Raw genomic sequence first — 12,822 nt, forward strand, 5'->3', positions numbered from 1 at the left:
CCGGACTTCCCGCGTGAACAGAACCACCCCGCTGATCCTTGCCGTCGCCCTGTTCATGGAGAACATGGATTCGACAGTCATCGCCACGTCCCTGCCGGCAATCGCCACCGACATCGGCACGAGCCCGATCGCGCTCAAGCTGGCGTTGACGGCCTATCTCGTCTCGCTTGCCATCTTCATCCCGATCAGCGCCTGGATGGCCGACCGGTTCGGCGCCAAGCTGGTCTTCCGCGTCGCCATCGGCGTGTTCATGCTTGGCTCGGTCGCCTGCGCCGTGTCGGGCTCGCTCGGCGAGTTCGTGCTGGCGCGGTTCCTGCAGGGCATGGGCGGATCGATGATGACGCCGGTGGCGCGCCTGGTGCTGGTGCGCACAACGGAAAAGAGCGGACTGGTGTCGGCAATGGCGACACTGACCATCCCTGCCCTCATCGGACCGCTGATTGGCCCGCCGGTGGGCGGTTTCATCACCACCTTCTTTGCCTGGCACTGGATATTCCTGATCAACATCCCGATCGGCGCAATCGGGATCTGGCTGTCCGGGCGCTTCCTGCCCGAAATTCCACCCGAGCCGACGCGGCCGCTTGACGTGCCCGGCTTCTTCCTCTCAGCGATCGCCGCCTCGGGCATCGTCTTCGGCCTGTCGGTTGTCAGCCTGCCGGCCTTGCCACCAGTTGTGGGTGCGGTGACCATCGGCATCGGCGTGATCAGCGCTGTGCTCTATGTTAGGCACGCCAGGCGTACGCCTTACCCGCTGCTGCAGCTGAAGCTCTTTGCCAACCCGGTTTTCAGGACGGCCATTGCCGGCGGGTCGCTGTTTCGCATCGGCGTCGGCGCAACGCCGTTCCTCCTACCTCTGCTGTTCCAGCTCGGCTTCGGGCTGACGCCGTTCCAGTCCGGCATGATCACCTTCGCCACGGCTGCGGGTGCGCTGACGATGAAGTTCGTGGCGCCGCGCATCCTGCGCACAGTCGGCTTCCGCACCGTGCTTCTGGTTGCATCAGGTGCGTCGGCCTGCCTGATCGCCGTAAACGGCTTTTTCACCGCACAGACGCCCTATCTGGTGATCCTGTCGGTGCTGTTCCTCGCCGGTTTCCTGCGCTCGATGTTCTTCACCTCATCCAACGCGCTGGTGTTCGCCGACATCGAACCGGCGCAGAGCGGCCAGGCAACGTCGATTTCGGCGGCCGCCCAGCAGATCACCGTCGCGCTCGGCGTCGCCGTCGGCGGCGGCGCGCTGGAATTATGGAGCGTGTTCACCGGCCAGGCCATCGGCGGCGCGGGCTTTACCTTCGCCTTCCTCGTCATTGCCGTCATCACGGCCTTGCCGATGTTGTTGTTCGCACGGATGGCGCCCGATGCCGGCAAGACGATTTCTGGACACGGCGGGCCGAGGCCCATTGCTGAAGAGCCGCAGCAGCTATGAGGCGTCCGGGACTGCCCTGCCCTTGAAGTCCTTGGCGAGCAGATAGAGTTCCGCCGATTCGTCACGCGAGGCCGGCGGCTTGACGTGATGGACGGTGCGGAAATTCTGCTTGAGAAGGTTCAAAAGGTCGGCCTCGGTGCCCCCCTGGAAGGTCTTGGCCAGAAAATGGCCACCCGGCTTGAGCACCGAGATGGCAAAATCGGCGGCGACCTCGCACAGATGCATGGTGCGGATGTGGTCGGTGCGGCGGTGGCCTGTCGTCGGCGCCGCCATGTCGGAGAGCACGACGTCGGGTGCGCCGCCAAGCGTTTCGGAAAGCCGCTGCGGCGCGTCGTCGTCCAGAAAATCCATTAGCAGCACGGGCGCGCCGGGCACCGCATCCATTTCGAGATAGTCGATGCCGACGACATGCGGCTTCTCGGCGGTCGAGCCGGTGCGGGCCGCGGCCACCTGGCACCAGCCGCCGGGCGCAGCGCCCAGGTCGATGATCTTCATGCCGGGCTTGAGCAGATGATGCTTGTCGTCGATCTCGATCAGCTTGTAAGCCGCGCGGGATCGGTAGCCGTCAGCCTTTGAACGCTGCACGTATGGGTCATTCATGTGGCGCTCGAGCCAGCGGCGCGACGACTCCTTGAGGCCACGCTTCTTCTTGATCTTGGTGCGCACCACGCGTGTCGCGCCTGCCGCCACCTCCGGCTTTGTCGGCTTCTTGGTCATCTCTGCTGTCCGTTCCGCCAGTTGCGGCGCCACACGCCGTCGTCGGCCATCAATTCGCTCAATATGCCTTCGCGCAAGCCCCTGTCGGCGACGCGCAGCCTTTCCGACGGCCACACCGCCCGGATCGCCTCGAGAATGGCGCAGCCGGCGAGCACGAGATCGGCCCGGTCGGCGCCGATGCAGGGATTTGCCACGCGCTGCTGGAAATCCCAGCCGAGCACCTTTTCGACCATGCGGTCGACGCTCAGGCCGTCCATCCACAGGCCGTCGACGCGGCGGCGATCATAACGGTCGAGCTCGAGATGCACGCCGGCCAGCGTGGTCACCGTGCCCGACGTTCCCAGCAGATGGAATTTTGGACCCGACACGACGTGGCTGAGCCGGTCGCGCCCGTCGAACGAGCGCAGCCGCGTCGCGACATCCTCGACCATGGCGGCAAAGATCTCGCGCGTCACCGTACGGCCGCCGAAACGCTCGGCGAGTGAAACCACGCCGACCGGCAGCGACGTCCACGACACGATGTGATTCGCCAGCCGCGGCGAGCGGTGGCGCGAGACGTCGATCAGCGCGATCTCGGATGAGCCGCCGCCGATGTCGAACAGGACCACACCGTCGGTGTCGCGCTCGACCAGGGAACCGCAGCCGGATACGGCAAGCCGCGCCTCGGTCTGGCGGTCGATGATCTCGAGCTTGAGGCCCGCCTCACGCTCGACGCGGTCGATGAACTCCGCCCCGTTCGCCGCTGTGCGGCAGGCTTCAGTGGCGATCAGCCGCGCCTTCCTGATCTTGCGATTGCGCAGCTTGTCGCTGCAGACCTTGAGCGCCTCGACAGCACGGTCCATCGCCGGCTGGCCGAGACGGCCCGAAGCCGACAGCCCCTCGCCCAACCTGACGATGCGCGAGAAGGCATCGATGACACGGAACTGCCCCGGCCGGCCGGGCACGGCGACAAGCAGCCGGCAATTGTTGGTGCCGAGATCGAGCGCGGCAAACACCGGCAGCTCCGAAGTCGGCATGCGGCGCGCCTGCTCGGCCTGCTCCGGCTTGGGCGCAGGTTTTGCCGGCGGCATGTTCGGCTTGAGCTGTGTCGGGGGGATGGCTGTTTCAGCCTGTCCGCCGCCGGCCACCGGCTGTACGCCATCGCGCGCAAAAACCTTGCGGCCGCGACGGCGCTTGCGCCTTTTCCTGGTCTTTGTTTTGTGTTGCGCAGCGTCCCCTTGGCCGTGACCGTTGACCGGTCGTGCGGCGGCCTGACGGCCCTTTTGAGATCGGCCAGCGCTGTGACGCGACGGCCCATCCCCGGAGACACCCGCATCCGACGCGTCAGCGCCGGGCTCGCGGTCCTTCACCTTGCAACTTCCTTCTGGCGCCGCGCGAACCTTTCGGACGCTGCACGCGCATCTCATCTTGTGTTGAAACCAGACTATCAGCGCGCGCGCTGATCACCAAGGCCGCCTGCGTCGAAATTTGCCCTCGACTTCCCGGGCAGCACGGGCTTCCGCACGGAAAACCCCTGTTCGGGTTGAATAGCCGGCTTTGATGGGGCAAAGCTTCAACCCCACCCGGTCGTGCGAGCGGACGCATAACCACAGAACGAGGTACCGAAACGCCAGACCGAAAGGAGCAGGCAAGCGCAGCCGTATGAGAATCAAGGACTTAATCTGGCCCGTCATCGGGCTCGGCGCCGTCGCCGTTTCCGCCTGGCTGCTCTACAATGAGTGGCGTGAAATCTCCCTCGACGACGTCTGGAGCGGCCTCGCCGCCATCCCGCCGCATGGCTGGATCCTGTCGGCACTGAGCTCCGTCGTCGCTTATGCCGCCCTTGCCGGCTATGACCACATCGCCCTTCTGCACCTGCGCAAACGCGTGTCGTGGTTCTTCGTCACCGTCTGCTCCTTCACCACCTATGCGCTGTCGCACAATATCGGCGGCTCGGTGTTTTCGGGCGCCGTCATTCGCTATCGCGCCTACGCCAGCAAGGGGTTGACTGGCCAGGATGTCGGTGTGCTCGTCGGCATCTGCTGGTTCACCTTCGTTTTGTCGAGCGTCTTTGTCGGTGCCGTGGTGATTCTGCTCGAGCCCGGCCTGCTCGACCGCTACACCGAAGGCAGCCATGAAGGCTGGTGGATCGCGCTCGGCATCGCCATGCTCGCCGCCGTCGCCGCTTACGTCTTCGGCAGCTGGCTGCATCTCAAGCCGCTCGCCATCCGCAACTTCCGCCTCTATTACCCGTCCCTGCCCATCGTCGCGCGCCAGCTGATCATCGGCCCGCTGGAGATCCTGGCAGCTGCTGCGATCATCTATTTCGCCCTGCCCGCCGAAAACAATCCGGGCTACCTGATCGTGCTCGGCATCTTCCTGGTCTCGTTTGCGGTGGCGCAGGCGTCGCATGCGCCGGGCGGTCTGGGCGTGCTCGAAGTGGTGTTCCTCACCGGCCTGCCGGAAATGGACCCGGCGACGGTGCTGGCCGCCCTGCTGGTTTTCCGCCTGTTTTACCTCATCATTCCGCTCATCCTCGGCATCGTCGCCGTGCTTGCCTTCGAGCATTCGCAGTTCGGACGCAGCGGCAACGAGGACAAGAGCTGAAATGCGAAATTGCCGCCGCCTGTGGGGTTGACTATTTCCCGGCGGCGGCTAAAAGGCGCGCACCGGCGGCGTTGAACAAGAGCGCCGCGGCCGACACCAGATCGGCCTTGCTGGGGAATAGGTTAACGGTAGACCCACGGACTCTGACTCCGTTAGTCCTGGTTCGAATCCAGGTTCCCCAGCCAACTCGTCTCTCAGATGCTTTGAAATCCGCGGGATCCATGGCCGTTCGAAGGTCATCGTTTCACGTCGAATCGGCCTTCCACAAGTGGTGCCAGATCGAGAATCGTCTTCGAGGCCCGTCCTCTATTGGTAGGCCGCATTCCGTCAGCTTCAACGCCCGGCCAGAAAACGACTAAAGCCAGCCGTACATAAGGTAACTCCGTCTGAGTCTACCTGTTAGAGTCCGGCCTCGGGCGATTCTGGTCTCGCGGTAGGCAGTCGACGGCCAACCAGCTACGCTGGTTGCTCTACTGAAAATCATGCTCGGCAAAGAACATCCAAGGCGGCCCTGTGGAGCTCGCCGTTCGCAGCCATAAGCACTGTCGCGTAACTCGGGGCATCCTTGAGCAACCGCCCTTCCCAGTCGGTCACGATGCCGCCAGCGGCCTGCACGATGGGCATTTGCGGGAGGATATCGTAGTCGAAGACGTCGCTTTCGACGAGGAGATCGATGCCACCGAGCGCGAGAAGACCCGCAGCGTAGCAGTCGTGCGACAGCCGGGTGAAGCGGACGCTGGCGGCAAGAGCCGAGAACCGGTCATGGCGTGGCCGGTCGAACTGTTCCAGCGCCGAGGTGTAGAGGATCGCCTGATCGAGCGCGGTCCTTTCGCTGGTGCGGATCGGTTCTCTGCCGAGGGTCGCGACACCTGCCGCCCCGACCCAGCGTTCGCCCGTGATCGGCTGGTTGATCATGCCGAGCACCGGCTTGCCGCAGTGGAGGAGCGCGATCTGCGTGCCGAAGGCGAGCGAACCGGAGACGAAGGACTTCGTGCCGTCGATCGGATCTAGCACCCAGACCCATTCGGCGTCGATGCGGCAGGTGCCGAACTCCTCGCCCCTGATGCCGTGGTCGGGGAACTGCGCTTCGATCATCCGCCGCATCACGGCCTCGGCATCGCGGTCGGCAATGGTGACGGGGCTGGCATCGGCCTTGGCGTGAATGGCGATACGCGTGCGGAAATGCGGGCGGATCACCCGAGCGGCGGCATCCGCCATTGCATGAGCGAGCGCCAGGCACGCCGGAGGACAGGTGGGGCCTTGGTTCATTGTTGGTTCCTTTCGGCTTCGATGGCGATCTCATCCAACATCGCCCTGACGATTTCGACCTGGCGATGGGCGGCTTGGGCCTCCTGTCGCAGCCGTGTGGCGAGGTCGTCGGTGCCAAGGTCGGTGAAACTGGCGGAGCGGGCCGGAATGAATGGGTCGGGCTCTTCGGCGGCGAAGCGCAGGCCGGGAGCGAAGTAGCCCTCCTCCTCTTCCAGCCCGAAGACCAGGACCTGCGGCCGGTCCTCCCCCAGAAGCAGCAAGTCCACGAACATCGCCTGCATCGGCAGATGGCCGCTACCCGACAGGCAGGCCAGATGCGCCCAGCCGCCACGATCGGGCATGACGAGGCAATCCTTGACATGCACCTCGGTGACATGCGGCGCCTGTAAGGCGAGCGCCAGCAGCGGCATTTCATAGGCATTGATCATGTTGGCGAAATCGAACAGCAGGCTGAGGCGAGGATTGGCCACGGCCTGCAGGATGCTGACCAGTTCGTCCGACTTGAGATCCTCATGCTGTTCGAGCGTGAAACGCAGTTTTCCTTCGGGGTCGAGGGTGGTCAACCGGCGAAGATCGGCGATTGTCCAGGCGACAATGTCGGAAACGCGTCCCTCGTAGCGCGGATAGCAGCGCAACGAGGTGGCACCGGTGGCAAGGGCGATCCGCACGGCATCTGCAAGCCCGTCCGCCTCGGTCGTGCTGGTCTCGACATGCAGCTCCAGCCCAAGATCGCTCACCGCCGTTCCGTAGGCACGCAGCGCCGTGTCCGACATGCGGGCAAGACTTGCGCCTTCGCCGTCCTCGACATGGACCTTCAGGCCGGAAAGGCCTTGCTCCCTGGCGAATTCGGCAAGATGCAGCGGCGTCATGCCGCCGAAGCGCATGTTGAGATGAAAGGCATAGGCATGGGCGAAGAGCGGCGCGCTCCTTGCGCGTGCGGCCAGCCGGGCGCGGCCTTGCATCGGAAGCTGTGCAATACGTGCCCGCCAGTCGACGAACTGCGCCGTGTTCCAAGGCATGTCGATCAATATGCCAGCTCCTTCGCTGGTGATTTCAAGGCTTCGAGACCCATCAGGCGGCAAGCACCAGAAGGTCGCGATGCGACATGCTGATATCGACCGGCGCACCGATCGAAGGCGGCGGCCTGTCGGCCTGGTTGAACGTGTCGAGCGCGATGGAGCCACCGCCTTCCACCGAGACGCGGACACGGATCACGGGCCCGAGGAAATGCACCTCAGTGATCCGGCCCGGCAGGACTATGTCGCCTCCGTTGCGCCCGAGTGCCACCGTCTCAGGCCGGAGCGCCAGGCTGATGCGCTCCCCGGCTCGGCCCGGCGGTGCTCTGTCCAGCGTCACCGGCACACCGGCCAGCCGGATGTGGCCAGCCGCGGCGTCGACCAGATCGGCGTCGATGAGGTTCAGCGTGCCGACGAACTCGGCAACAAAACGCGTCGTCGGCCGGTTGTAGATCTCGAACGGCGTGCCGACCTGGTCGGCGACGCCCTGGTGCATGACCACCACGCGGTCCGACATCGACAGCGCCTCCTCCTGGTCATGGGTCACGAAGATCGTGGTGATGCCAAGGTCGCGCTGGATGCGGCGGATTTCCTCGCGCAGGCTGACGCGGATCTTTGCATCGAGCGCCGACAGCGGCTCATCGAGCAACAGCACCTGCGGGCGCGGCGCGAGCGCGCGAGCCAGCGCCACGCGCTGCTGCTGGCCGCCGGAGAGCTGGAACGGATAGCGGCTGCCGAGCTGTGGCAGGCCGATCAGCTCCAGCATTTCGGCAACCCGCCGTGCGATCTCCGCCTTGCCTTCCCCGGCCACCTTGAGGCCGAAGCCGATGTTGTCCGCCACCGTCAGGTTCGGGAAGAGTGCATAGGCCTGAAACACCATGCCTATCTTCCGCCGGTTGGCGGGCAAAGCAGTGATATCGCGCCCGTCGATGCTGACGGCGCCCGATGTTGGCGTCTCGAAGCCCCCGACCATGCGCAGCACGGTGGTCTTGCCGCAGCCTGAGGGGCCGAGGAAAGACACGAATTCCCCCTTCTCAATGCCGAGGGTGAAATCCTTCACGACGCGCAGCGCGCCAAAGGACTTTTGCAGATGGCGAATGTCGAGAAAGGACACGGTCAGCGCCTCGCGGTGGAGAATTTGGAAAAGCGGGTGAAAAGCTGGATCAGCCCCATGCAGGCCCAGGTGATGACGAACGCGACGACGGCGAGCGCCGAAGGCTCGTAGGCCCGGTTGCCGCCCATCCAGACCATGTAGGGACCGAAGGAATTGACGTTCAGCAGGGCGGCGAAGACGTATTCGCCGATCACTATTGCGAAGGTCAAAAAGGCCCCTGACAGAACCGAGACAAAGACGTTCGGCAGGATCACGACTGCAAGGATGCGTACCCAGCCGGCACCAAGCGACTGCGCGGCCTCGGTAAGGCTGGCGATGTCGATGGTGCGCAGGCCCGTGTCAACCGATCGGTACATGTAGGGCAGCGACAGCACCGCATAACCGCAGAGCAGCAGGATGTTCGTGCCCCACCAGCTTCCGGTCAGCGGCAGCACGGACGAGGTGTTGTAGATGCGGATGTAGCCGAAGACGATGACGATGGGCGGGATGACCAGCGGAAGCAGCGTTATGAACTCGATGGCCGGCCGAAGGCCTGGAAAGCGCAGGCGTACGAAGTAGGCAGTCGGAACGACGAGCAGGATGCCGAGGACGATGGTCAGCAAGGCCAGCGCGATCGAATAGCCGAAGGTCTGCTGGAACTGCGGATCGGCGAGCACGATGCGATAGGCTTCGAACGAATAGACGCCACGCTGCATGCGCATCGAGAAGTCGAACATGCCGACGAGCGGCAGCAGGAAGTAGAGCCCTGCGAAGGCGACGGCGAGCCAGGACCACAGCTGTTTTCCTGTCATTTGAGCCACCTTTCGGCGCGCATGCGCAGGAGGATGTAGATGCCGTTGGCGATGGCCGTCAGCACGATCATGGCAAACGCGATGGCGTAGCCGAGATGCGGATCGTTGAGCACGTCGCCGCGGATCTGAGCGAAGAGCACGATCGGCGCGATCGACAGCGACGAGCCGGTGAGCGCAATGGCGGTGGCAACGGCACCGAAGGCATTGGCGAAGAGCAGCGCCAGCGTGCCGAGCAGCGACGGCCACAGCACCGGCAGTGCCACCATCCGCCAATATTGCGCGCCGGAAGCCCCAAGGCTCTCCGCCGCCTCCCGCCATTCGCGACGCAGCCCCTCCAGCGCCGGCGTGATGATCAGCACCATCAACGGAATCTGGAAATACAGATAGGTAAGCGCGAGGCCGAGGAAGGAGACGATATTGAAGCCACTGCCGTAGAGATTGATGCCGAACCATTGGCGCAGCAGCATGGTGACGAAGCCGAGGCGTCCGAGCGTCGCAATGAAGGCGAAGGCGAGTGGCACGCCGGCGAAATTGGAGGCAACGCCTGAAAAGGTGAGGATGGCATTGCGCAGCGGGCGCGGGAGGCCACCGAGGGTGATGGCGGCCGCAATGAGGAAGCCGAAAAGGCAGCCGAGCAGCGCCGTCAGCAGGCTGAGTTCGATCGAGATCCAGAAGGCCGACCGGATGGAGGGCGAGAGCAGCTTGCCGAGGTTCTCCAGCGTGACCTGCCCCTCAGGATTGCGGAAGGCGCCGACGACGATGTTGAGCGTCGGCAAGATCAGGAACAGGAGAGCGAAGAGGAAGAAGGGCGCGACCCCGAACCAGCTGAGCACCTGCCTCGGTCGCCGCACCGATGGCAGGGATAGGGCGATTGTCGTCATCCGATTGTTCCCAACGGGCGCGATGGCGGGAGGGCCCGCCGCAAGCAGGCCTTCCCAACCTGTGCGCGGCTTACTTGATGTTGGCGCCGACGACCTTGTCCCATCCGCCGGTGATGGCGGTCTTGTTGGCGTCCAGCTCTTCGACGGCCGGGAAGATCGCCTTTTCATAGGCTTCGGCCGGCGGCAGCTTGTCGAGCAGGTCCTGTGGGAACTTTCCGGCCTTCAGCATGGCGGCAAAGCGCGCCGGGTGGCAGTAGCCTTTCAGCCAGCCAGTCTGGCCCTCGTCGGAATAGAGATATTCCATCCAGAGCTTTGCTGCGTTCGGATGAGGTGCGTAGGCGGAGATCGCCTGCACATAGACACCGGCCACCACGCCGCTCTTGGGAACAACGACTTCCATCGGCGGATTGCCGTTCAATGCGTCACGCCAGGCGAGCAGGTTGTAGTCCCAGGCGGCGACGATCGGCGTCTGGCCCTGTGCAATGGTGCCGGCCTTGCCGAGCACCGGCACGAAGTTGCCGGCCTTGTTCAACTCGGCAAACAGTTCCAGTCCCTTGGCGCCAGATTCAGCACCAGGCTTGGCACCGCGCGAGATACCAGCCGACATCAGCGCCAGGATTGCCTGCGCCGAGGAACGCGGATCGCCGGTGAGCGCCACAGCACCGGAATATTCGGGCTTGGAAAGATCCGACCAATCGGCAGGCGCCGTTGCCAACAGGTCCTTGTTCACGCCGAAGGCCATGACGCCGTAATAGTCGCCATACCAGTAGCCGTCCGCGTCCTTGATGTTGTCGGGGATCTCGTCCCAGGTGGCAACCTTGTGGGGCTGCAACAAGCCTTCCTTGGCAGCAGTCGGCGCAAAGGCGAGACCCAAGTCGACGACATCGGGAGCCTGCGAGCCGGTGTTGCCCTTGTTGGCGCGGATCGCTTCCAACTCATCGGCCGTGCCGGCGTCGGGGTTCAGCTCGTTGACCGTGATGCCAGGATACTTTGCCTTGAAGCTGGCGATGACCTCGCCGTAGTTGCACCAGTCATGCGGCAGGGCGATGACCGTCAGCATGCCTTCCTTGGTCGCGGCGTCGACGAGGTCCTGCGAAGGTTCTGCCCGAGCAACGGTCGGCAAGACTGCCGCGAGGGCGAGCGCGGAAACGAATGCGCGCGAGATGAAGCGGTTCATGAAGTCCTCCTGTTGACCGTCAGCGACGGTTCGTGGGCGATGGCTGCGTTGATCCTTGCATCCGGTCGTCGGCCTTGCCGTTCGCACCGGTTCCCCTGGCACCTGTCTGCCTCCTCTGGGGTTGCACCGGTGCGTTCTCGTGTAGGCAGAGCATGTAACAATTGGACAACAATCAAACGTCCATTATCATGCATTCGACTAGACCAATTTTTGGGACATAACCTTGGCCAAGCAGTTTGAAGGCCCGATCCTGCCCTTCCTTCGCCTCGAAGGTTCCGCTTCCCTGCCGAAGTTCCGGCAGGTGCAAGACCAATTGCGCACGGCGATCCTGCGCGGGCATCTGCGGGCGGGCACGCGTCTGCCGGCAAGCCGCATCCTGGCCCAGGAGCTGGGCCTGTCACGCCAGACGCTGGTTCGCGTCCTGGAAAACCTGAAGGCAGAGGGATATCTCGAGGCGCGGCAAGGCGCCGGTACGTTTGTTTCGACCGCCCTACCCCGCCAGCAGTCACAGCCGCGCGCAGCACAATCGCTGGGCGATGCGCCGCCACGACTGTCGCAGATCGGTGCCCTGGCGGCTGGAGTGTCGGCCGAGATCGGCAGGATGGAGCATCGGCCCTTCCTGCCCAACCAGCCGGCGCTCGACCGTTTTCCTTTCGCCCAATGGCGCAAATGCTGGAATGCAGTGACGCGCGGCGGCAAGGCGGCCATGGGCTATGGCGATATCGCGGGTGAACTGGTGCTGCGACAGCGGATCGCCGAGTACCTCGCCCTGCACCGGCGCGATCCCTGCGATCCCGAGCAGATCGTCATCACGCCAGGCGGACATGCGGCCTTCACACTCGCCGCGTTGGCGCTCGCCGATCCCGGCGACAGCATCTGGTTCGAGGATCCCGGCCCCGTCACCACCAGCAACCTTTTCCGTACACTTGGCCTCAACCTCTGCCCCGTGGATGTCGATGCCGATGGCATGGATGTCACCGGCGCCATGGTGCGCCACCCCGATGTGCGGCTCGCCTTCGTCATGCCCTCGCGACATCATCCGCTCGGGGTGACGCTCTCGCTGCCGCGTCGGCTTGCACTGCTGGAATGGGCGCGGACCAGCGACGCCTGGATCATCGAGGACGATTATGACAGCGAGTTCCGTTATGACGGCGCGCCGCTGCCCTCGATGCGTTCCATCGATAGCCACGGCCGGGTGATCTATGCGGGCAGCTTCAGCAAGGCGCTCTATCCCGGCATCCGCATCGGCTATCTCGTGCTGCCTCCAGCACTCGTCGGCGCCTTCCGCAACCTTGCCGGCCTGATCCATCGCAGCGTGCCGGTGGAAAGCCAGCTCGTGCTGGCCGAATTCATCGGAGGCGGGCATTTCGCCAGCCATCTGCGCCGCATGCGCAGCCTTTATGCCGAGCGCCGTGAAGCCTTCAAGGAGGCCGGTCATGCAGCTCTCGCCGGCCTTGCCCGCATCGACTGTTCCGAAAGCGGGCTTAATGCGCTCGCCTGGCTGGAAGGCGGGCGAGAGGATCGGGCAGCTCATCGCGCGGCGATCGAGGCCGGGCTGCAATGCTATCCGCTGTCCGACTATGCGATCGGCCCGGCAGCCCGGGCCAACGCGCTCATCCTCGGTTATGCGGGTGTTCCGGCAGAGCGCATGAAGCCCTATCTCGGCCGTCTCGCCGAGGCACTCGCCCGGCTGTGAGGCCGCCGCCATAGAGCTTTTACGAACACGCCGGTGAAGCAGGCTCGCAACCGGCGAAAGAACGCCTTTATGTTGGGCGGCTGATCACGCGGCTCCTCGGGCCCGTCATGATTCCGTCGGCACACCACATGGCCAATCCCACGTTCAAACAT

The 12,822-nt window shown here is 64.4% G+C and carries 11 protein-coding genes and 1 tRNA gene; 4 read left to right on the plus strand and 8 right to left on the minus strand.

The features are described from left to right. Positions 1–13 precede the first annotated feature (13 nt). Positions 14–1,423, plus strand: a complete 1,410-nt coding sequence (locus ACSQ3E_RS14985; RefSeq protein ID WP_436123288.1) for an MFS transporter — start codon at positions 14–16, stop codon at positions 1,421–1,423. On the opposite strand, the gene ACSQ3E_RS14990 is transcribed toward ACSQ3E_RS14985, so the two are convergent. Both ACSQ3E_RS14990 and ACSQ3E_RS14995 read right to left on the minus strand, forming a co-directional pair. After that, on the minus strand, positions 1,418–2,140 hold the full coding sequence (locus ACSQ3E_RS14990) for an RlmE family RNA methyltransferase (protein WP_310326674.1): 723 nt from the start codon (positions 2,138–2,140) through the stop codon (positions 1,418–1,420). The two genes, ACSQ3E_RS14985 and ACSQ3E_RS14990, sit on opposite strands and share 6 nt — an antisense overlap. Continuing rightward, a complete protein-coding gene (locus tag ACSQ3E_RS14995) occupies positions 2,137–3,489 on the minus strand; it encodes a Ppx/GppA phosphatase family protein (RefSeq protein WP_436123289.1) in 1,353 nt (450 codons plus the stop codon). The genes ACSQ3E_RS14990 and ACSQ3E_RS14995 overlap by 4 nt, the downstream gene beginning before the upstream one ends. A gap of 292 nt (positions 3,490–3,781) precedes the next feature. Between ACSQ3E_RS14995 and ACSQ3E_RS15000 the strand changes: the two genes are divergently transcribed. Together ACSQ3E_RS15000 and ACSQ3E_RS15005 are read left to right on the plus strand one after the other, a co-directional pair. Further along, a complete protein-coding gene (locus tag ACSQ3E_RS15000) occupies positions 3,782–4,726 on the plus strand; it encodes a lysylphosphatidylglycerol synthase transmembrane domain-containing protein (protein WP_436123290.1) in 945 nt (314 codons plus the stop codon). A gap of 111 nt (positions 4,727–4,837) precedes the next feature. Beyond that, a tRNA-Gln gene (locus ACSQ3E_RS15005) sits at positions 4,838–4,911 on the plus strand. 295 nt (positions 4,912–5,206) lie between these two features. Here ACSQ3E_RS15005 and ACSQ3E_RS15010 read toward each other — a convergent pair. The 6 genes from ACSQ3E_RS15010 to ACSQ3E_RS15035 all read right to left on the minus strand — a co-directional run bounded on the left by ACSQ3E_RS15010 (position 5,207) and on the right by ACSQ3E_RS15035 (position 10,974). Next, positions 5,207–5,995 carry an inositol monophosphatase family protein gene (locus ACSQ3E_RS15010; protein WP_436123291.1) on the minus strand — a complete coding sequence of 263 codons (789 nt, stop codon included), beginning with the start codon at positions 5,993–5,995 and terminating at the stop codon, positions 5,207–5,209. Then, positions 5,992–7,014 carry a sugar phosphate isomerase/epimerase family protein gene (locus ACSQ3E_RS15015; protein ID WP_436123370.1) on the minus strand — a complete coding sequence of 341 codons (1,023 nt, stop codon included), beginning with the start codon at positions 7,012–7,014 and terminating at the stop codon, positions 5,992–5,994. The genes ACSQ3E_RS15010 and ACSQ3E_RS15015 overlap by 4 nt, the downstream gene beginning before the upstream one ends. Before the next feature lie 52 nt (positions 7,015–7,066). Beyond that, positions 7,067–8,125 carry an ABC transporter ATP-binding protein gene (locus ACSQ3E_RS15020; protein ID WP_436123292.1) on the minus strand — a complete coding sequence of 353 codons (1,059 nt, stop codon included), beginning with the start codon at positions 8,123–8,125 and terminating at the stop codon, positions 7,067–7,069. 2 nt (positions 8,126–8,127) lie between these two features. Next, complete coding sequence (locus ACSQ3E_RS15025; protein ID WP_436123293.1) at positions 8,128–8,916, minus strand: ABC transporter permease; 789 nt, start codon at positions 8,914–8,916, stop codon at positions 8,128–8,130. Continuing rightward, entirely contained in the window at positions 8,913–9,797 is an 885-nt protein-coding gene (locus tag ACSQ3E_RS15030) for an ABC transporter permease (protein WP_436123294.1), read from the minus strand. Before ACSQ3E_RS15030 ends, ACSQ3E_RS15025 begins: the two co-directional genes overlap by 4 nt. 70 nt (positions 9,798–9,867) lie before the next feature. Then, on the minus strand, positions 9,868–10,974 hold the full coding sequence (locus tag ACSQ3E_RS15035; RefSeq protein WP_436123295.1) for an ABC transporter substrate-binding protein: 1,107 nt from the start codon (positions 10,972–10,974) through the stop codon (positions 9,868–9,870). A gap of 223 nt (positions 10,975–11,197) precedes the next feature. Here ACSQ3E_RS15035 and ACSQ3E_RS15040 point away from each other — a divergent pair, with 223 nt between their 5' ends. Beyond that, entirely contained in the window at positions 11,198–12,670 is a 1,473-nt protein-coding gene (locus ACSQ3E_RS15040) for a PLP-dependent aminotransferase family protein (protein ID WP_436123296.1), read from the plus strand. The last annotated feature ends 152 nt before the right edge of the window (positions 12,671–12,822 follow it).

The organism is Aminobacter sp. LjRoot7 (assembly GCF_964252895.1).
Classification (GTDB): domain Bacteria; phylum Pseudomonadota; class Alphaproteobacteria; order Rhizobiales; family Rhizobiaceae; genus Aminobacter; species Aminobacter aminovorans_B.

Bases quoted from the DNA above. Each gene is read 5' to 3' on its own strand.
- ACSQ3E_RS15025 (WP_436123293.1), bottom strand. From the start codon at position 8,916: ATGACAGGAAAACAGCTGTGGTCCTGGCTCGCCGTCGCCTTCGCAGGG.
- ACSQ3E_RS14990 (WP_310326674.1), bottom strand. From the start codon at position 2,140: ATGACCAAGAAGCCGACAAAGCCGGAGGTGGCGGCAGGCGCGACACGC.
- ACSQ3E_RS15035 (WP_436123295.1), bottom strand. From the start codon at position 10,974: ATGAACCGCTTCATCTCGCGCGCATTCGTTTCCGCGCTCGCCCTCGCG.
- ACSQ3E_RS15010 (WP_436123291.1), bottom strand. From the start codon at position 5,995: ATGAACCAAGGCCCCACCTGTCCTCCGGCGTGCCTGGCGCTCGCTCAT.
- ACSQ3E_RS15030 (WP_436123294.1), bottom strand. From the start codon at position 9,797: ATGACGACAATCGCCCTATCCCTGCCATCGGTGCGGCGACCGAGGCAG.
- ACSQ3E_RS15000 (WP_436123290.1), top strand. From the start codon at position 3,782: ATGAGAATCAAGGACTTAATCTGGCCCGTCATCGGGCTCGGCGCCGTC.
- ACSQ3E_RS15015 (WP_436123370.1), bottom strand. From the start codon at position 7,014: ATGCCTTGGAACACGGCGCAGTTCGTCGACTGGCGGGCACGTATTGCA.